This is a genomic window from Marinomonas balearica (assembly GCF_004362145.1).
Lineage (GTDB): Bacteria > Pseudomonadota > Gammaproteobacteria > Pseudomonadales > Marinomonadaceae > Marinomonas > Marinomonas balearica.
Genome location: NZ_SNXC01000017.1, coordinates 92,978 through 110,719, shown reverse-complemented (window position 1 = coordinate 110,719; position 17,742 = coordinate 92,978). Strand labels below are relative to the sequence as shown.

Genomic DNA, 17,742 nt, shown 5'->3' with positions numbered 1-17,742 from the left:
GGAAATCAATGGTTCTTTGGACTAAAAGCACATATTGGTGTCGATGCAAAACGCGGCTTAGTGCATAGCTTTACTACTACACCCGCCAATGATCATGATCTAAACCAAATCCATGAACTCATACATGGCGACGAGTCATTTGTCTCAGCCGACTCAGGCTACCATGGTGTAGAAAAACGAGAGGAAACTAAAGGAAAGAAACTGGATTGGCTGATTGCTGAAATGCCCAGTAAGATACGGGCTTGGAAGAAACGTCCTCGTATAAATAAGAACCCCATCCGAACAGAGTATTTAAAGGCCAGTATCAGAGCCAAAGCCGAGAACCCGTTTAGAATACTAAAATGCCAGTTTGGCTTCCGAAAAGTCGTCTACAAAGGCTTGTCGAAGAATGACAAGAAGCTTACCGTCTTATTATTTGCGCTTGGAAACTTACTGCGAGCCGACCAAATGATACGATCTGCACGGGATTAGTCCGTCTAGCGCCCCAAAAAATGGGAGTAACAATCCCAAAATGGCGTTAAAAGCGCTCGAAATTTATGTTTATAGAGCGCAAATGCAAAACTTCAACGCTGAGCGACTAATAGACTGAGTTATTCGCAGGCTCCCTAGTAACTCTCTAATAACGACCTCATACTCTCGCGCTAAATTGCGCTAGCGAGAAAAGGCGATCAATAAAATAGCATTCACTCGATTGATCACGGTAAGAGCTATCACATGAACCCCGTATTTAGTGAAGACTTAATGCATTAATAGACTAGTTAACTTTCTTAACCACTGAATTATAAACCTGCTCACCAATACGAAATTGTCCCTCTCCCATCCAATCGGAATCAACCCCGAAACTAGCAGAAAAAGGCGCTAAATAAGTACCTATAGCTGGAGCGGCAACAGAAACAGCACCTTCACCAGTAACCGCACCGACTTTAACGATAGAGCCGAACCCAGTGCTATGCATCGAACCCGAGACAGCAGCAGTAAAGCTTTGAGGGTGCTGCGTTCCCTCCAAAATAGTCCCATGCGCCTGACCGTGCAATGCACCAGTTGAAGCATTGACTGTTAAAGCAAGCGACATTCTGCCTGCGCCAACAACGCCGTCTGCTGGAACAAAACTAAGTTCTAGTAGGTAAAGTCCTTCTTTCATTGTAATATCTCCAAGTTTTGAATGTTGAGTAAAAAACACCGTTTCAGTCGGTGCGCAATGAAGATTAGGCGCAAAAAAAGAACCTGTCGATTACACGGGATTACACTTAACAGGGAGAGCTAATGCTTAAAATGCTGGCTAAAGTTGATGGCCTAGCAACCACGTACTCATAAGGGATTTTGGCTATCGAGCTATCAAGTGCTCTCTGAATTTAGGGTAGTGCTGGCATCAAAGTAATTCAAAGCCAGTCACAACCACACCAACCCCGAATAACGCGCTTCTTTGAGGCTTTCTAAACGACTCATGAGGTTGCCGGAATGAATCTCTAGTTTGTGCCCATCGGGGTCAAGAAAGTATACGGAATCGCCTTCGCTCGAATTTACTTTCCACTCGAAGGTACCCGCCTCTCTTAATTAGACGAGTAGCATAACAACTTACACAAAATTAAACTCATACATCTGCCGATTTAGCTGCGAGCAAATTCAAAATGACGTAGACGGGGCAGTAGGCTTTGTTACTTCAATGATTGCCTATCATTTCTACTGCGTACTAATTCTAACTTGATCTGACGGTTACCCATAGCACCACCTTGACTTAATCGCTGTTGAGGTAGTGTTTTTTTGTTTGCCCTCTAATCGCAAAACCTAGATGCTTAACGCTACAAATCATCTAAACAATGCTCAACGGCGTGAGTTACTGTTACGAGAAGCGTTAGCTGTTTTTCATCAACGCGAGTTTCGAGCCAAAAGCAATAAAAATCACACCCGTGATTGAGTTCAACCATCTTTTGAATTTAGCATTGTTTGTGGCGCTTTTAACTCTTGATAGTATAACAACCATAACCGAAAACCATACGAGGTTAACCACAGAATGCGCTGAAACTAAAGCATACGCATTTATTGAACTATCGTGGGCAGGCAAAAACTGTGGAAAAGCCGCCAAATAGAACATCGACACTTTTGGATTCAGCACATTGGTAATAAAGCCTTCCATGAACGCTGAGCGCATTGAAACAGTTAGCTCGACTTTTTCTTTAACATTTTTACTGGCAGGTTTACTGCTTTTAAAAGCGCTGACTAACGCTTTAACACCAATCCAGATTAAATAGAACGCACCCAACATTTTAAAGACAAAAAACGCTTGAGAGGATTGAACTAGAAGAATGGATATGCCAAAAATAGACAATGTACCATGAACGTAAAAAGCAGCGACAAAGCCCCATACATTCGAGAAACCAGCTTTTTGGCCTGAAACAGGAACCGTTTTAGCAATAAGAAAACCATTCGGTCCTGGTGAAATCACCAGTAAAGTCGCTACTGCGATAAACGCCATAACGTTGCTGATGTCCATTTTATTCTCCTACTATAAAAATGAATCCGGTGAGACTGCGTGCTTAGTTGATAGCAAGATAGTCAACTAACTTAAACATTATACCTTAAACACAGCAATTGAAGAGAGAACTAAATCACCGTCTTACGCTCTGCATTTTTTGTATGCGAGTGGCTAGGTCGACCTTAGGGAATCATTTGGTTTTGAGGAGGGTTTGGTCTGGAGTTCAAGAAAAGAACGGACGCCTGCAACTGTGCCAAATATAACAATGGCACATGAAACAGGCGTTCAAAGCACTACGAGGTTAAAACTATACGATAGTCAACGTTACGTCGATGTTGCCGCGTGTTGCATTAGAGTATGGGCAAACTTCATGTGCTGTTTCTACAAGCTGCTCAACTAATGCCTTATCAAGACCGGGTACAGAGATCTTCAATTCAACTTCGATACCAAATGCTTGACCTACTGGGCCGATACCAACGAAACCTTCAATGCTTGTCTCAGCTGGGATTTTAACTTGTTGCTTTGAAGCAACCAATTTCAATGCACCCATGAAGCAAGCGGAATATCCAGCTGCAAAAAGTTGCTCAGGGTTTGTACCGTTACCACCAGCACCACCTAATTCTTTTGGTGTTGTTAATGTTAAATCGATCGCTGCGTCATTTGCTGTTGCTTGACCTTCACGTCCGCCTGTTACATTAGCTTGCGCTGTATATAGAACTGTATCTAAAGACATTTTCTTCTCCTAATATTTGAACAAAAATATAAACAATCGAACAATAATTAGATAACTATTAAATAGCGCACTACTTATTTGCCGTTAAAAAAGGGACGAATTCCCTTTTATTTACTCACCGCCATTTTGCACTCTACAATCGAGACAATATATTACTGCGCAATGATTCCAAATTTTCTTTCATCTCTAACAAGGTCTCTTTATCGCAATTCGTATGACAAAGAACATCGTAAGGAATTTCGTTAGCCTTCTCTTTAAGCGCTTTGCCTTCAAGGCTTAAAGAAATAATAACGTGTCGCTCGTCATGTTCGCTTCGACGGCGTTCAATCAAATTTGCGCTTTCCATTCGCTTAAGCAAAGGTGTTAACGTTGCCGAATCCAAAAATAGCTTTTCTCCGATATCGGTTACTGATAACTCATCTTGCTTCCACAATATAAGCAATACTAAATACTGCGAATATGTGATACCAAGCGGCTTTAAGATTTTCCGATAAAGCTTATTCATTGCTAACGAGGCAGAATACAAAGCAAAGCACAACTGATTATCCAAGTCGAGGAGCCCTTCTTTTATTGGCATGTCTACTAACTTGTCCATTTGGTCTGTCACTTTACTTAACCACGATGAGTCATTTCGATAAAGCAGATATTACATAGCGCGCTACTTAATAGCAAGATATATTTTCATATTTTTTCAGAGACCAAACCCATACACGAATATTTGGAGGCTCGGTGGTAACTTTTATTCGCGTTTTTTAAGGAGAGTTTTTCAGGATATTTTCGAACGCCACACTGAAATACAACTCGTAACTGTTGCGCTCAACATAACCAATATGAGGAGAACATAAGACATTTGGCAAACCAAGTAATGGCTCATTTGCTAGATTTGCAGGTTCGGTGTCATACAGATCGATAACGGCACGCTTGGTTGGGTTAGACGCCAATGCGGCATACAAGGCACCCTCTTCTATCAATTCTGCACGACTGATATTCACAAGTAGAGAGTCCGACTTCATCGCTTCTAAATCCGAGCACTTAACACACCCACGAGTCACGTCATTTAGCCTCAAGTTCAATGAAACGATATCGACTTTTTGGAAAAATGCTTGTTTCATTTCTGACGCTGTAAACCCCATTGGTAAACACAATGACATCGTGATCCTTCAACAACGCAAAATAGTCGAGGTTCGTTGCAATGTCTGTCTTGCCTAATCATGTTGGAAGATTTTGTGGGGGGCGTGATCAGTATAAACACCCATGCAGCATAGCATGAGCATTTTATGCCGACTTTTTCGTTGCAGAAATTTTTGATCGAGTTATGCTAGGGCGGACTGATTAGACGCTTTTTTAGTGATACTCATTGTAATCGATATCTTGTTTTACTGAGCTGTTTTAAGAAAATCTAAAGGAATAAACCTTATGGGATTCGCACTTAATATCCAAGATGAAACCACTTCTGGTGACGTCATCAATTCCACCATTATCCAATTCCCCGCCGAAATCGTTTCAGTCCGAACTTTGATAGAGACCCGAGTCGCTGCAGAAGTTGAAAAATATCGGGAACAAAAGCAAGAAGAATTTTTTGGCCTGGTTCGACCAAAAGATGCAGAGGAAGAATTGAATGGTTTCCGCCTCAAGAAAGTGAAAACTATCAACCTCGAAGAACAAAAAAAAGTAGCCCTTCAAGCATTTCAAACAAATGGTTTTTTTCTCTTGGTAAACGATAAGCAACTCATTGAGCTTGATGACGAAATCGTTATCACCCCCAAATCGAGAGTTGTATTTCTAAAACTAATTCCACTTGTCGGTGGGTAATCCCAAACAAGGACGTATTTTTAGTGAATCTTTTTAGTAATATTTTGAAGTTCGTTTCAAAAACTTCTACAGAGCCATCCATTCAACGTGTTTCTAAAACAGACATTGATTTATCACAGTTAATTGACAAAGTAATTTGTGAATTGAAATCTAAAAAACGCCTCTATGATATTTCTCTATCATATCTAGAGAGTGGTAAGGAAGTTATGGCTCTTACTCCAGAAGAATCCCTGGATATATTAATGGTTGCGCTAGTACGCTTAGGAAATAGAAGGCATAAACAAGCTGATAACTGGGGAATTGATAGATATGAGTTTGCAGGGGAAGAAGCCATTATTAGGGGGATGCTAAAACGTAGTTTACCTTACACTCGTGATCACATTCTATTGATGTTGAAAGTCTTGGCTGAAGCTAAAACTCTTAGTACCTATCAATTTCCAATAGCACCAATCGTAAAAGCTACAGAAATTTTTTATTCTGATAGCAATGAAGATATGGAAGCAAAAAAATTACTTGAAAAAATCGCCGAGAACATTCATAAAACGAGCGAAGGCAGAGCTGATGAAAGGCGCCTGGCAGACCGTGTGTTAAGAATACTGAGTTCAGATGGTAACGCTGTTATTCCCATAAGTATGGGAGAAGCGTGGGGTGACCAAGCTGTTAAGGATATTCAATCATTTGACGAAAGTATTCAGCTCGCGTGGAGTGATTTATTTAAGACTTGCCAAAATACCAAGCCATCTAAACCGTCAAAAAAATGGATTAAAGAAGCGCAGACTTCGCTTGATAAAATTGGGAGGGAGAACTTTGTCAAATACACAACCACATGGTTTAGCCTGTTGGATAAGCCTCGGACGATTACGCTGACGAGGCGAAACGAATTTAAGACGGACCTTAATTTAGTATTTAATGATAGCAATGCAGACCTGATAAAAGGTTTGGTTTGGTGTTGTTCGATTGAAGAGAGCAGTGAGATTGCGAGCGCTCTTACAAAAGTCGGTATTATTTCATTTAAAAAAATACCGGGGGTAGGAGCAAAATCCACGCGCATTGGTAACGCAGTTATTTACGCGTTATCTGTAATGCCTGGAAGGTCGGGCCTTTATCAGCTTGCTGTACTCAAAATTAAAGTAAAATATCGTCACGCTATTAGCCTTCTTGAAAAGTCTCTAGCAGCGGCGGCTGAGCGCGAGGGATTCTCAGTAGATGAGTTAGCTGAAATGGGAGTGCCTAGCTTTGGTTTAGATGATGTAGGCCTTGGTGAAGAGGTTTTAGGCGATTTCACTGCATTGCTGACTGTTAGTGGGTTTAATAGTGTTGATCTAACTTGGCGAAAAGAAGATGGAAAAATTCAAAAAACTGTCCCTTCTTTAGTGAAAGAGAATTTTGGAGCTGAGCTAAAAGAATTAAAGGGAAATATTAAAGATATCAAATCCATGCTTTCCATACAAAAAGAGCGTTTGGAGAGTCTGTTTCTAATCGCTAACAGCTGGGATTTTGATACGTGGAAAGATCGCTACATTAATCATCCACTCGTGGGGGTGTTTGCTAGAAAATTAATTTGGATGTTTGAGTATGGCGATAACAAATGCCTTGCGATATTCGAAGACGATTTATTTAAAAATGTTTCAGGTGATGATGTCTCCGAAATAGTAAAAGAGAGCAAGGTATCGCTTTGGCATCCCATCTCCTCCTCTGTTGAAGAAATTCGTGCTTGGCGGGAGCGACTGTATACACTGGAATTAACACAACCCTTCAAGCAAGCACACAGAGAAGTGTATTTACTCACAGATGCAGAGAGAACAACAAATACGTATAGTAACCGGTTTGCCTCACATGTTCTTAAGCAGCATCAATTTAACGCTTTAGCATCAACACGGGGCTGGCATTACACTCTTCAGGGAGCATGGGATGGCGGCTATGATGACATCTGTAGTATCCGGTTGGATCAATATAATTTATATGCCCAGTTTTGGGTGAATACCATTGGTGAATATGGAAATGATACGTCGGAGTCAGGCATCTTTTTATATGTCAGCTCAGATCAAGTACGTTTTTATGAAGTTAGACCAGATATGAATGGTTTAAATGACGCAAATATCAATCGCGATCAACCCATACCATTAGAACAAGTACCAGCTTTGGTATTTAGTGAGATATTTAGAGATGTCGATTTGTTTGTTGGTATCTGTTCTGTGGGTAATGACCCAGAGTGGTCTGATGGTGGACCGGATGGCCGATATAGCAACTACTGGCATGAATTCAGTTTTGGTGATTTATCTGCTAGCGCGCAAACAAGAAAAGAAATTTTTAAGTACCTTGTACCTAAATTAAAAATTGGGCCGCAATGTAAATTTATCGATAAGTTTTTGGTGGTAGAAGGTAAGCGTCGAATCTATAAAATTCACTTAGGTTCTGGAAATATTTTGATGGAACCGAATAACCAGTATTTATGTATTGTTACTGATTCGAAAAAACACACAATGGACAAAGGTGTATTCTTGCCGTTTGAAGGCGATAAAACACTTTCAATGATTTTATCTAAGGCCGTATTGCTAGCTGCAGATGACAAAATCAAGGATCCTATAATCAATGCACAAATTGATCATAGGTAAATTAGGAGATAGCCTAAGCAATGCTCCGACTACATGAACTAGAGTAGTACCGCCCAGCCCCAAGATCGAATCCATAGATTTAAAACCGGAAATTAGTATGTCAATCTTGGAAGCTCACAGCGAACTGGAAACTATTCTCTGTTTTCACACGATACACAGCCTCTTTACTGCGCACATTGTATGATCTTAGATCCGTGCACGAATAGCCTTGTACCGCTTCTGTTTGACCACTAGAGAGTGAATATTCTTTTTAACTCATTTCCGCTCCTACAACACTGTTTGAGTTTAATTCGAACCGCGTTGCACTCGTTATCCAGTTTTTGTGAAAAAACAACTCTCTGTTAAAGGGGCGAGAGTGATAAATCGATTTATCCCCTTTTATCTTCGCAAACAAGATGAGTTCTACGCCTACAAAAACTTCTCAATTAGGATTTCGTCTAAGTACTCCCCACGAACTTTTGCGTGCTTCTTCGCAGTACCCACGACTTCAAAACCTTGTCTAAGATAGGCTGCCAAAGCTCGCTCATTATCGCTGCGAACATACGCAAATAGTTTTTCATAGCCCTTTTGCTTTGCGACTTCGAATGTTGAGTTGAAAAGCTCTTTTGAAACACCTTTACCACGAGCATTTTCACTGACAAACGTACCAATGATGCCTACATGATCAAAAGCTTTTGTGTATTGTGCAAATGGCTCGATATTTTGAAAACCAATGACATTTGAGTCACTTTCGGACAAAGCAACGGTAAACACACCGCGCTCTGGAAAATGAGCAATAAACTCTTTTTCTTCTTCAGCCGTAAAAGTAGTGTCTAATACAGTGTATAAGCCTTCAACAATGATTGGGTTGAGGACATTTGTAATGTCTTCAGCATCATCTAAAGCTACCTGACGCACAACTAAATTCATGTAACTTAACTCCTTTTATAATGAGATTTACTTTGTATATGAGTTCAAGATTTTCGACAACAACACCCGCGAAGTGGACGCGGGCTTTCAAACGTCCTAATTGACATGTTTGTTATCTTGATTGTCAATTTCACTTTGTAGCTTCTCAAGCTCTTCAAGAATTTTCATAAATTTGGCACCAAAGTCACTGACCTTATACTCCACCCTTGGAGGCACCTCATTGTAAGAAATCCGTTCCAAGATCCCAAATTCGGTATTTTTACGCAGACACTGGTTCAGAACTTTAGTGGTTAAACCGTCGATACTGCGCACCATTTCACCCGGCCGATTGATACCGTCTGCCAATAGCTGATAAACCGTAAGAGACCATTTACAACCATAAATGGTCTCTACCATCTTTGCACTTTCGCTAGGCGCAGTTTTTCTCAAGTATTTTTTTTCTTTGTTTTTCATAAAGATATACCCAAAAGTACGTACCTTACCAATATGTACTTACTTTTTAACGCTACGGTGATTCGATAGATTACCTACGAATCTTAACATGTATCGGAGAAAACTTATGACAACTTCAAACATAGCTTTCATCATTGGTGGCTCTAGTGGTATGGGGCTGGCAACAGCAAAACAGCTCGTTACTCAAGGCACCAGTGTTATTATCTTAGGCAACAACACTACAAAACTGGAATCGGCTAAATCTGAGCTAACTGCAATTGCGACTGATGGTATTAAGGTTGAGACATTACAAGCAAATCTTTACGAGCAACAAGATGTCGACAGAGTAATTCAATTAGTGAATTCGGATAAAAGACATATCCAATACCTTGTTAATGCAGCCGGTTATTTTAACCCTAAGCCATATTTAGAACACGGTTTGGAGGATTATGATGCTCATGCTGCTCTCAATCGGGCTACTTTTTTTATTAGCCAAGCCGTATCCCAAAATATGAGTAACAATGGAGCAGGTTCGATTGTTCATATTGGCTCTATGTGGGCTAAGCAAGCAATCAAAGCGACTCCGTCTTCCGCATACTCCATGGCCAAAGCGGGTCTACACGCTTTAACGCAACATATGGCAATGGAATTAGCGGATCACCACATTAGGGTAAATGCAGTATCACCTGCAGTAGTTAAAACCCCGATATATGAAACCTTTATCGATCCGGCAGAAATGGACGAGACCCTCGCTGGTTTTGATGATTTTCATCCCATTGGTCGTATCGGCAGACCTGACGACATCGCTAATACGATCGTCTTTCTTCTCCAAGATAATTCAAGCTGGGTAACCGGTGCGATTTGGGACGTGGACGGCGGTGTTATTGCAGGTAGAAACTAGGGAAGGTACGAATAAATCTTATGAACTTCAGTCTTATCAGAGAAGCAAACTATTAAGGCGAGAGTGTGCGGGAATGTTAATACCTTTCAATCACTCTTAACGAAAATAGGCTGTTTCTCTGAAAGACCCAAAGGGCGTGAGCGAAACTTGCCGCGAATAAAGAAGAGTTATCCACGCCCTGAAGCCAGTGGACTTGTTCACTCCTTCCTTAGAGGAATAATTTTTATTGGAAGAACGATATGACAACTTTAATCAATACTAATTTCGAGCAGCGTGTAGTGATTCAACCCTCCGACTATCAGTGGGTTGAATCTCCGATGCCCGGCGTTGAGCGGATGATGCTTGATCGCGTTGGCGATGAGGTCGCAAGAGCGACCTCTATCGTTCGTTATGCGCCTCACAGTGAGTTCTCGCCACACACTCATAGTGGGGGGGAGGAATTCTTAGTACTAGAGGGCACTTTTGCAGACGAGCATCAAAACTATTCAAAGGGGAGTTATGCGCGCAATCCAATTGGTACTTCTCACACACCCAAAATAGGCAAAGAAGGTGCGACGATATTTGTAAAGCTCCATCAATTTAATCAAGACGATAGAGAGCAAAAAATAATAGACACACAAAACAGCCTCTGGAATCTAGGGCTTGTAGATGGGTTAACGGTGATGCCGCTCCATGAGTTTAAAGGGGAGCATGTAGCCTTAGTGAATTGGGCACCTCATACACAATTCCAACGGCACAACCATTGGGGCGGGGAGGAAATTCTTGTTTTGGAAGGCACGTTTTATGATGAGCATGGTCGATACCCCAAAGGCACTTGGATTCGTAGCCCTCACATGAGCCAACATGCACCTTTTACGAAAGAGGATGGAGCTCTGATTTATGTGAAGGTGGGGCATTTATAAATATAACGCCAGATATACGGCAAGCGTTGCAGGAGCGAGGCCAGTCCTTGTCTTTTTCGGCGATTTTAATGTGCTTGTTATAACTCATTGTGCTCCATAACCTCGGCAAAGGTCTCAGAGCCAGCACGTTTTAGCTGCTCAGTAACTTTCAAACGATTATGGGATGACCGATTTTGGCAGAATTTATACTTACATTGAATTTCATCGTTTGTAACTTCAACACCAAATGCCCTATTATCTTCGATTAATCCTCTGCCCTTGAAACCAGCTGACCGAAAGCACTTTCTTTAACAAAAGAAAATGCTTCATTTTTGTAAGTCACCACAAAACTTTTAGGTATAAACACGACTTTCCCTTGAGTGAAAACGTTAAGCGAAATGGACGGAAAAGCCGCTCGGTTTTTGTTCTCATTTTGAGCGCCTAGGAAACTACGGGCGCTTCCCCCTTGAATCGAGTTGCAGGGAACAACCTACAGTGTGAATCTGTATAGTCTGATCGAAGCGCCAAAACGAACAATGTAGAACCGTACAATTACATGAAGGGGGTATTTGAATTACTGCCCAGAGCGGAAAGGTTGGACAATGTTGAAGTGTTATTACCGTAAAGTGTAACAACGCGAGACGGGTATGCTTGAGCGCTCACAAAAAACTTGCGCCAATTTCTCTTAGGTATAGTATAGAGTGCCATTTTTTATATGGTAAGTAGAAATAAATATGCTCTCAATGAAGTTAAATAATGGTATAAATTCACCAAAAGTAAGCTTTTTAACCGCTACTATTGGTTCTTTCCAGCGTTGTGATGAATATGCAGTTGATACATTATCTAACGCTATTAAAATTGGTTACAGAAGTTCTTATAATTCATCTTTTTATAAAAATAAATCTTCTTCTCAAGCTATATCAAAGTGGAATTCACTTATAAACAGGTTAGCTACCCCTAAATCAAAACCTTATTTAACATATAAAATAACTTCTTGATAGAAGAATTGAAACTAAAAAAATGAACTGCAATCTATAGACATCCTACATAAAAGTTAGGTTTTATAGATACGGCAGATGATATGACAAAAAAGATTAACAATATAAGTAAGTTATCGAATGGATCATTACATACTTTCTCTTAAAAAACAATCAAGTTTCTTTAACAACTCCGCTAGACAAGTAAAAACTCAAAGAAAAGTAGCTTTTATATTAGTCTATCATTTAATACCTAACATGACTTTAATTATTGATGGTTTAAAAAATATAGGACGTGTTGCTGCCATAGTACCTAAGGGTGACAGAACTAAAGATTTAAGTTTTTTAGGAAAAGATCATAAACTTGTTTCATCCTTGGGAAAAGAAGACATACATAATAACCCAAAAATTGCCATAGAGTTTCTAAAGAAAAAAATTCTTCCCGATGAAGAAATTATTCTTATGGATCATGGAGGATATTTTGCTAAATGTCTTGATATTTTTCACGAAGACATTTTTATACAGAAAAAAATTATAGGAATTTTAGAAACTACCGAAAACGGGCACCAAAAATATGAAAGATCATTACAAGACCTAAACATACAGAATAAGTTTAATATTATTTCATTGGCGCGCAGCTATTTAAAATCAATGTGCGACGAATATATTGCTAAAAAGATCGTTAAAACTACAGACACTATATTAGCAGATAACCTTAGCATTCATATCGAGAGAAAAAAGGTTATAGGGATAATTGGTTTTGGAAAAATTGGTAAAGGAATTGCTCGAAGTCTTGACTCTCTGCCGGGGCCACAAAAAGTTTTGGTATACGATAAGGATGAGATAAGAAACATGGAAGCCTATATAAACTATGATATCGCTACAAGTCTTGAAGAGTTATTAGAAAAGAGTGATGTTATTTTTAGCTCTACAGGTTCCGGTGCTATTTCCAATTCTAATATCCATCTTCTTAAAGACTCAGTGTGTATCGTATCATGCACATCGTTTGATGATGAGTTTGGTAATTTAAGTCTTTTACGTAAAGAAAAAAACTCTCATGAGATAGCTGAATATAACGAACATGGTAAAAATATTTTCTTTGTATGTAATGGAAACTCTGTTAATTTTTCTAGAAATGTTGCTGGAGACCCATTCTTATATTGTTGGCTTGCGTCCAAATTTTTTGCTATTAAAGAGTTATTAGACAAAGAAGAGGATAGCCATAAAGAGATTTCTTGTATATCCGAATTTTCAGAAAGGGAGGTTTTGTCTCTATGGAAGACACATTTTAAGGCTGAAAATTAATCGCCAACTCCATTACATGCGTTAATAGATTCAAATCTGTAAGTGTAATTTTTAGACAGGTGATTAGCTCAAAATCAAGGAGTCAGACTCCTTGATTTTTCTAGTGCGTTGCCCAAAACATCATAGAGAGACTAAGGTTTTAATATCTTATTATCTGAGTTTAGCGGTCTACTCTTTGTAAAATCGGTGACAAAGATAGATCAATCGACCCTCTTTTTCCCTCTCGAACAACTCGTCCGCTGAGATCAACCAAATCAAGGTACTCTTTAAGCTTAAAAGCAATTTCAATAGGTCGATTTCCTCTTTCATTTCCTAAAAACGGAATCAACACTTTCGGTTGCTCCGCCCTCTTCGCTGACTTAACTCATTTAATTGCGTTGTCGCAAACGGCGTCGTCACTTTGGGCCACTAGACTAGTATCAATCTCTATAAACTCAAGACCGACTCCTAAACAGTATTAACTCATTGGAAAAAAACTCGTTATTTTAGAGCTCTCTTCGACGGAAAGGGCAGTTCCGCTATAGGAATCAATATTTTGAGCCACTCAAAACAACTCTACTCCAGCTTTAAATGTACCGGTATTTCCGTCAATAAAATAACCAACAGCAACATTTGGCGTAATGCTATTATTCACATCTAGATCATAAGAAATTCCGCCAGAGTTCAAACTTGAGTTCGACGAATAATTGGCATTTGCATGAACGGAAGCAAACCATCCATCCGCACTAGTAGACGTTGATATGCTCACCAAAAGACCCGCAAAAATTCTACTAAAATGCTTCGTCAATATACCCTCGCTCCAATATTTATCCCTCCCGCACACTGGCAGAAACTGCGGAGCGCGTTTGTTATGCGCGACTATGAGCAAATTTAATCTTGCTCACCAGTACCAACAAAACCTACCATACGGGACACTAGATCTCCGTCGTTTTCAATAAAATACTGACCGAGTTGGATTTGTTCAGAGCCATCAGGCCCCGCTCCTCCGAAAGCAACGGTGGCACGAGTGACACCAGCGACCGTATCAGTCTTAATAACTTTTGCTGACCAACCGGGAGCATTTGCGCTAAACATGCCTAAATAGTTATTTAATGCTGCGATACCATTTACTGTTTCTGGTGTACGTGGATCGTCGTACTGGATACTTTCTGTCAAAGAGCTATTTAATTTAGCAAGTCGAGCTTCAGCTTCCTGAATTTGCCACGCTTCGAAAAAGATAGTGATGCAATCGGCCATATTCCTCTCCCAATCTTAGTTTTTAAGTAACTTCGACGCTTAGCGCCTTATTCAGATGACGCGTTAACGGTCGGCTGGATTTTCTTGTTATAAGCCATTTTTACGGCTGTTGTAAATAAGTAAACCAACACTGCTGTTTGGAGTTATTTCAATATTTGGTAACACTTCATCATTTGTAGATGGCAAGCCGTCTGAGCAACTCCCCAATAATTCAATAATGATTATCATTTTTAAATAATGATAGTAGTAATGGGGTTCACAACCCACAGGAATATCCGTTGGATCACGGACCAGTACCATAGAATTTTCAGGTAATGATTTTTTTGGTATTTCTAGTGACTCTTTCTATTTCCCGTTTTGCGTTTTATAAAACTCAGAAAACACGCAAGAAGAAAACACGCAAGACACCCACTACATAGAATCGCGAAACACTTTCCAGCTCCACAATCAAATCTATCGATCTAAAACCAGCTGAAAACACGCAAGACACCCACTACATAGAATCGCGACACTCTTTCCAGCTCCACAATCAAATCTATCGATCTAAAACCAGCGGTTAAACCGCCCATCTTAGAAGTTCAAGATGAACAAGGGGATTAGTCTCAATTTTCACGCAAGAAATGACCTCATACCACTCAAATTACATGATCTTAGATCCGCTTAGGAATGGGGTTAAACTACGCGAGTAGCCTTGTGCACCTGCGGTTTGGTCTGGCTTTAGGATTAGAGTACGAATATTCCTTTAAGCTCGCTTCCGCTCCTACGATACTGCTTGAGTTTGATTCGAACTGAGTTGCAATCGTTATCCAGTTTTCGTGAGAAATGCCCACTCTTTGTAAAATAGGCGAAAGTGATAGATCAATTGACCCTCTTTTATCCTCCCGAACAACGCGTCCGGTGAGGTCAACAAGATCAAGGTAGTCTTTAAGCTTAAAGGCAATTCCAGTCGATTGATTTTCTCTTTCATTGCCTATAAATGGCATCAACTCTTTTGGTTGCTCTGCCCTCTTTGTTGATTTAACTCGTTTCTTTACGCTGGTAAATTGAGAGGTTTCAGGCCTATCTGCAATATTCGCTCTGAGTGGGTTGAGATCGACATAAGCCATGCAGGCAATTAACGCAGCTTCATCCAGCAGTGCCTGAGACTTGAAGCGCCCTTCCCAGAACCGGCCTGTACAATTATCTTCAAAATTTGCTTGTCTTGCTATTGGCTCACTTAGATCCCTCATGAACCAGCTAATATCCATAAGCCGTTGACGATAAGTCTCGGCCGTCACTTCCAACATCTCCATCACAGCCTTTGGCAACTCTTCACCCCGAATGTACTTCTGAGTGAGCAATGTCCCCTTATGGAGTTTATGCCAACGTTCGATCACTTCACGAGTTGTCCAGTCCTTGGCATCTTGCTCATTCACATGTAAAACAACATGAATGTGGTTACTCATCACAGCATAAGCACACACATCGATTGCAAATATTTGAGCTAGAAACAAGAGACGGTTTTCGATCCAACCACGACGATGTTCAAAGCTTTTGCCCGTGACGACATCTTCTCCACAAAGAAAAGCACGGCGAACACATCTCGAAATACAATGGTAGTAAGGGGTGTCAGACAAACTGACTTGTTGACTTCTCGGACGAGGCATACGGAAATTCCTTTTTCCAAACAAAACATACTGTTTATTTATACAGTTAAATGTATGTGCCGTCAAATCGAATGGGTGTCTTGCGTAACCATGCTGCACTATAAAGTTGACTTAGCAAAACTTATTGCAGCTTCTTTTTGTTTAGAAGACAAACTATTCCTTAACTTTTCAGCTCCATCAATTGCATCTTGGTACACACCTAAGTCAGACTCGTCGACTTCATCTTTGTTAGGATGTAATAGAAAAATAGATTCATACCAACCTAATGCTTTTATAGGATCTTTGTTCTTAAACTTTTCATCTGAATAAGCAAAGCCTAAATGCCTTCTTGCTTCAAGATCCCCTTTACTTACTGCATCTATCCAGTTTTTTACGGCTTTATTCCTATCTTGTTTTAAACCTAGCCCTTGATAGGTTAGAAAAGTCTTAGTGCTTAAAGCCATAGCTTTAATCACTTCTTCTCCTTCATATTTTAAAGGTGAATTGATAACGTAATTCCAATGAGCTGCAGCAACAGAATATACTTTATTTCTATATGCAGCAGTGCCCATATAAAACTGACATTCAATATCTGTGTAATCTAATTCTTCTAAGTATTTAACTTTACATTCTTCAGCAATTACTGAAGAACAAAAGATTAAGCTAAATATTAATATTATTCGTGACATCAACACCGAGTTCCCTTTGCTGCGTAACGCCGTGCTAAAAGGTGCGCGTAGCGCATCCTTTGCAGCACGTTGTGTGTGCTTTTAGTTGATTCGTTGCCAAAATGTCATATTTACAGATTCTTTTTCAATAACCTCTAAATATTCGAGTGCAACTTCATTATGTAGCCATTGCTGACAATATTCTTCAGCTTTCTCTTGCGAACTGGCGATAGCAACATCAGCATAAACGCCATCTGCGCCACGCACTAAAAAGTGAAGAACTAGCTCCTCTTGCTGACTAAGAAACCTTTCTTCAACCTTAATAGAAAGTTTTATCAAATCATCTTCTGTTACACAATTTTTTAGCCTGAACGTGGCGAACTCCAAGCCTCCAATATTTTCAATGTTGCCATTTTTTATCACGTTAATACCTCGAATGTTGGTTAAAACCCAACTTTAAGGCTCTGCTACTGACAACATTGTGTCAGTAGGCTTTCTACTTTTTAGTTCAATGTATGCTGAAAGGGTTACATGCTCAGGCAAGATACTTTTATGTTCGCTCGGCGTCAATTTTATTATGCGGTCAACTCTGAGGTCTCTGTAATCGCTGCGAAGCTCGCACCAACAACCTAGTGTCCATTTACCTCCCCAATAGAACAACCCTAATGGAAATACAGTTCTGACCGTCAAAACATCCGAAAGCGATTTGTAATCTATGCTCAGCCAACACTTCTCCACTATTGCCGAATGGATTTTACCCCAGAGAGAATACACCTCAGATTCACGGTGGTGCGCTGGAACTCTAACCACTCTATCTTTGCTTGAAATTATCTCTGATTCATTAGGTAATCCAGCTTCAATCTTAGACAACAGAGAATATGCTGAAGTGGCAAAATCTCTTCCTGTCAAAGACGCAGTGAAACTCACCCCTGCAATAAGTGCCTCCAGCTCACCCGAGGATAATTGCATAGGTGGTAATTCGAACCCTTCTGATAAGCGGTAGCCGATACCAGGCTCTCCATAGACAGGTATTCCAGAGACAGACAAATCATCAACATAGCGATAGATAGACCTCTCTGATACCATTAACCTTTCAGCTAACTGCTTTGCAGTAAGTGGCTGGTGCTTACGCAGAATATTAATTAACTGGAAAAGTCTGTCTGATTTACGCAAAT

At 40.1% G+C, this 17,742-nt stretch carries 21 protein-coding genes and 2 pseudogenes; 8 read left to right on the top strand and 15 right to left on the bottom strand.

All coding sequences use genetic code 11. From position 1 onward, the window contains the following. A partial coding sequence (locus tag DFP79_RS17840; protein WP_133505295.1) for a transposase occupies window positions 1–471 on the top strand: 471 nt, incomplete at its 5' end. A 283-nt stretch (window positions 472–754) separates the two neighbouring features. Here DFP79_RS17840 and DFP79_RS17835 read toward each other — a convergent pair. The 6 genes and pseudogenes from DFP79_RS17835 to DFP79_RS17810 all read right to left on the bottom strand — a co-directional run bounded on the left by DFP79_RS17835 (window position 755) and on the right by DFP79_RS17810 (window position 4,357). Continuing rightward, window positions 755–1,141, bottom strand: coding sequence for a DUF1842 domain-containing protein (locus DFP79_RS17835; RefSeq protein WP_133505294.1), 387 nt, complete (start codon window positions 1,139–1,141; stop codon window positions 755–757). Between the two features lie 248 nt (window positions 1,142–1,389). Next, window positions 1,390–1,554 (bottom strand): annotated as a pseudogene (locus DFP79_RS18130) (VOC family protein); the annotation flags it as partial. A 298-nt stretch (window positions 1,555–1,852) separates the two neighbouring features. Next, window positions 1,853–2,491, bottom strand: coding sequence for a LysE family translocator (locus DFP79_RS17825; protein ID WP_133505293.1), 639 nt, complete (start codon window positions 2,489–2,491; stop codon window positions 1,853–1,855). 289 nt (window positions 2,492–2,780) lie between these two features. Further along, complete coding sequence (locus tag DFP79_RS17820; protein WP_133505292.1) at window positions 2,781–3,206, bottom strand: organic hydroperoxide resistance protein; 426 nt, start codon at window positions 3,204–3,206, stop codon at window positions 2,781–2,783. Between the two features lie 133 nt (window positions 3,207–3,339). Next, the gene (locus tag DFP79_RS17815) at window positions 3,340–3,801 is read right to left on the bottom strand and encodes a MarR family winged helix-turn-helix transcriptional regulator (protein ID WP_133505291.1); all 462 of its coding nucleotides are present in this window, start codon (window positions 3,799–3,801) and stop codon (window positions 3,340–3,342) included. Between the two features lie 157 nt (window positions 3,802–3,958). Continuing rightward, complete coding sequence (locus tag DFP79_RS17810) at window positions 3,959–4,357, bottom strand: NAD(P)-dependent oxidoreductase (RefSeq protein WP_243730312.1); 399 nt, start codon at window positions 4,355–4,357, stop codon at window positions 3,959–3,961. Between the two features lie 265 nt (window positions 4,358–4,622). Here DFP79_RS17810 and DFP79_RS17805 point away from each other — a divergent pair, with 265 nt between their 5' ends. Both DFP79_RS17805 and DFP79_RS17800 read left to right on the top strand, forming a co-directional pair. Beyond that, window positions 4,623–5,018: a hypothetical protein gene (locus tag DFP79_RS17805; RefSeq protein ID WP_133505290.1), complete on the top strand. Its 396-nt coding sequence runs from the start codon at window positions 4,623–4,625 to the stop codon at window positions 5,016–5,018. A gap of 23 nt (window positions 5,019–5,041) precedes the next feature. Beyond that, window positions 5,042–7,633, top strand: coding sequence for a DUF4132 domain-containing protein (locus DFP79_RS17800; RefSeq protein WP_133505289.1), 2,592 nt, complete (start codon window positions 5,042–5,044; stop codon window positions 7,631–7,633). Between the two features lie 408 nt (window positions 7,634–8,041). Here DFP79_RS17800 and DFP79_RS17795 read toward each other — a convergent pair whose 3' ends face one another. After that, window positions 8,042–8,542 carry a GNAT family N-acetyltransferase gene (locus DFP79_RS17795; protein ID WP_133505288.1) on the bottom strand — a complete coding sequence of 167 codons (501 nt, stop codon included), beginning with the start codon at window positions 8,540–8,542 and terminating at the stop codon, window positions 8,042–8,044. A 96-nt stretch (window positions 8,543–8,638) separates the two neighbouring features. After that, a complete protein-coding gene (locus tag DFP79_RS17790; RefSeq protein ID WP_133505287.1) occupies window positions 8,639–8,995 on the bottom strand; it encodes a winged helix-turn-helix transcriptional regulator in 357 nt (118 codons plus the stop codon). Window positions 8,996–9,101: 106 nt separating this feature from the next. Here DFP79_RS17790 and DFP79_RS17785 point away from each other — a divergent pair, with 106 nt between their 5' ends. From DFP79_RS17785 to DFP79_RS17765, 5 genes and pseudogenes are all read left to right on the top strand, one after another. Beyond that, on the top strand, window positions 9,102–9,875 hold the full coding sequence (locus DFP79_RS17785; RefSeq protein ID WP_133505286.1) for an SDR family NAD(P)-dependent oxidoreductase: 774 nt from the start codon (window positions 9,102–9,104) through the stop codon (window positions 9,873–9,875). A gap of 239 nt (window positions 9,876–10,114) precedes the next feature. After that, window positions 10,115–10,777 (top strand): cupin domain-containing protein, encoded by a 663-nt coding sequence (locus DFP79_RS17780; protein WP_133505285.1) that lies wholly within the window; start codon window positions 10,115–10,117, stop codon window positions 10,775–10,777. A gap of 511 nt (window positions 10,778–11,288) precedes the next feature. Next, a pseudogene (locus tag DFP79_RS18270) lies at window positions 11,289–11,381 on the top strand (hypothetical protein); the annotation flags it as partial. Window positions 11,382–11,490: 109 nt separating this feature from the next. Further along, window positions 11,491–11,754, top strand: a complete 264-nt coding sequence (locus DFP79_RS17770) for an aldo-keto reductase family protein (protein ID WP_133505284.1) — start codon at window positions 11,491–11,493, stop codon at window positions 11,752–11,754. Between the two features lie 120 nt (window positions 11,755–11,874). After that, a complete protein-coding gene (locus DFP79_RS17765; RefSeq protein WP_133505283.1) occupies window positions 11,875–13,038 on the top strand; it encodes an NAD(P)-dependent oxidoreductase in 1,164 nt (387 codons plus the stop codon). 160 nt (window positions 13,039–13,198) lie between these two features. Here the strand turns inward: DFP79_RS17765 and DFP79_RS17760 are convergent, their stop codons facing one another. From DFP79_RS17760 to DFP79_RS17730, 7 genes are all read right to left on the bottom strand, one after another. Continuing rightward, window positions 13,199–13,369, bottom strand: coding sequence for a hypothetical protein (locus tag DFP79_RS17760; RefSeq protein WP_243730311.1), 171 nt, complete (start codon window positions 13,367–13,369; stop codon window positions 13,199–13,201). Window positions 13,370–13,582: 213 nt separating this feature from the next. Further along, window positions 13,583–13,786, bottom strand: coding sequence for a hypothetical protein (locus DFP79_RS17755; RefSeq protein WP_133505282.1), 204 nt, complete (start codon window positions 13,784–13,786; stop codon window positions 13,583–13,585). A gap of 122 nt (window positions 13,787–13,908) precedes the next feature. Next, entirely contained in the window at window positions 13,909–14,274 is a 366-nt protein-coding gene (locus tag DFP79_RS17750; RefSeq protein WP_133505281.1) for a hypothetical protein, read from the bottom strand. A 677-nt stretch (window positions 14,275–14,951) separates the two neighbouring features. After that, window positions 14,952–15,920 carry a transposase gene (locus DFP79_RS17745; protein WP_133505280.1) on the bottom strand — a complete coding sequence of 323 codons (969 nt, stop codon included), beginning with the start codon at window positions 15,918–15,920 and terminating at the stop codon, window positions 14,952–14,954. A 98-nt stretch (window positions 15,921–16,018) separates the two neighbouring features. Beyond that, window positions 16,019–16,588 carry an SEL1-like repeat protein gene (locus DFP79_RS17740; RefSeq protein ID WP_133505279.1) on the bottom strand — a complete coding sequence of 190 codons (570 nt, stop codon included), beginning with the start codon at window positions 16,586–16,588 and terminating at the stop codon, window positions 16,019–16,021. 81 nt (window positions 16,589–16,669) lie between these two features. Continuing rightward, window positions 16,670–16,990, bottom strand: coding sequence for a hypothetical protein (locus tag DFP79_RS17735; protein WP_133505278.1), 321 nt, complete (start codon window positions 16,988–16,990; stop codon window positions 16,670–16,672). Between the two features lie 33 nt (window positions 16,991–17,023). Next, window positions 17,024–17,740, bottom strand: coding sequence for a helix-turn-helix transcriptional regulator (locus tag DFP79_RS17730; protein ID WP_133505277.1), 717 nt, complete (start codon window positions 17,738–17,740; stop codon window positions 17,024–17,026). Window positions 17,741–17,742: the final 2 nt, after the last annotated feature.

Bases quoted from the DNA above. Each gene is read 5' to 3' on its own strand.
- DFP79_RS17815 (WP_133505291.1), bottom strand. From the start codon at position 3,801: ATGGACAAGTTAGTAGACATGCCAATAAAAGAAGGGCTCCTCGACTTG.
- DFP79_RS17780 (WP_133505285.1), top strand. From the start codon at position 10,115: ATGACAACTTTAATCAATACTAATTTCGAGCAGCGTGTAGTGATTCAA.
- DFP79_RS17825 (WP_133505293.1), bottom strand. From the start codon at position 2,491: ATGGACATCAGCAACGTTATGGCGTTTATCGCAGTAGCGACTTTACTG.
- DFP79_RS17795 (WP_133505288.1), bottom strand. From the start codon at position 8,542: ATGAATTTAGTTGTGCGTCAGGTAGCTTTAGATGATGCTGAAGACATT.
- DFP79_RS17765 (WP_133505283.1), top strand. From the start codon at position 11,875: ATGGATCATTACATACTTTCTCTTAAAAAACAATCAAGTTTCTTTAAC.
- DFP79_RS17805 (WP_133505290.1), top strand. From the start codon at position 4,623: ATGGGATTCGCACTTAATATCCAAGATGAAACCACTTCTGGTGACGTC.
- DFP79_RS17745 (WP_133505280.1), bottom strand. From the start codon at position 15,920: ATGCCTCGTCCGAGAAGTCAACAAGTCAGTTTGTCTGACACCCCTTAC.
- DFP79_RS17750 (WP_133505281.1), bottom strand. From the start codon at position 14,274: ATGGCCGATTGCATCACTATCTTTTTCGAAGCGTGGCAAATTCAGGAA.
- DFP79_RS17790 (WP_133505287.1), bottom strand. From the start codon at position 8,995: ATGAAAAACAAAGAAAAAAAATACTTGAGAAAAACTGCGCCTAGCGAA.
- DFP79_RS17740 (WP_133505279.1), bottom strand. From the start codon at position 16,588: ATGTCACGAATAATATTAATATTTAGCTTAATCTTTTGTTCTTCAGTA.
- DFP79_RS17810 (WP_243730312.1), bottom strand. From the start codon at position 4,357: ATGTCATTGTGTTTACCAATGGGGTTTACAGCGTCAGAAATGAAACAA.
- DFP79_RS17770 (WP_133505284.1), top strand. From the start codon at position 11,491: ATGCTCTCAATGAAGTTAAATAATGGTATAAATTCACCAAAAGTAAGC.
- DFP79_RS17785 (WP_133505286.1), top strand. From the start codon at position 9,102: ATGACAACTTCAAACATAGCTTTCATCATTGGTGGCTCTAGTGGTATG.
- DFP79_RS17820 (WP_133505292.1), bottom strand. From the start codon at position 3,206: ATGTCTTTAGATACAGTTCTATATACAGCGCAAGCTAATGTAACAGGC.
- DFP79_RS17835 (WP_133505294.1), bottom strand. From the start codon at position 1,141: ATGAAAGAAGGACTTTACCTACTAGAACTTAGTTTTGTTCCAGCAGAC.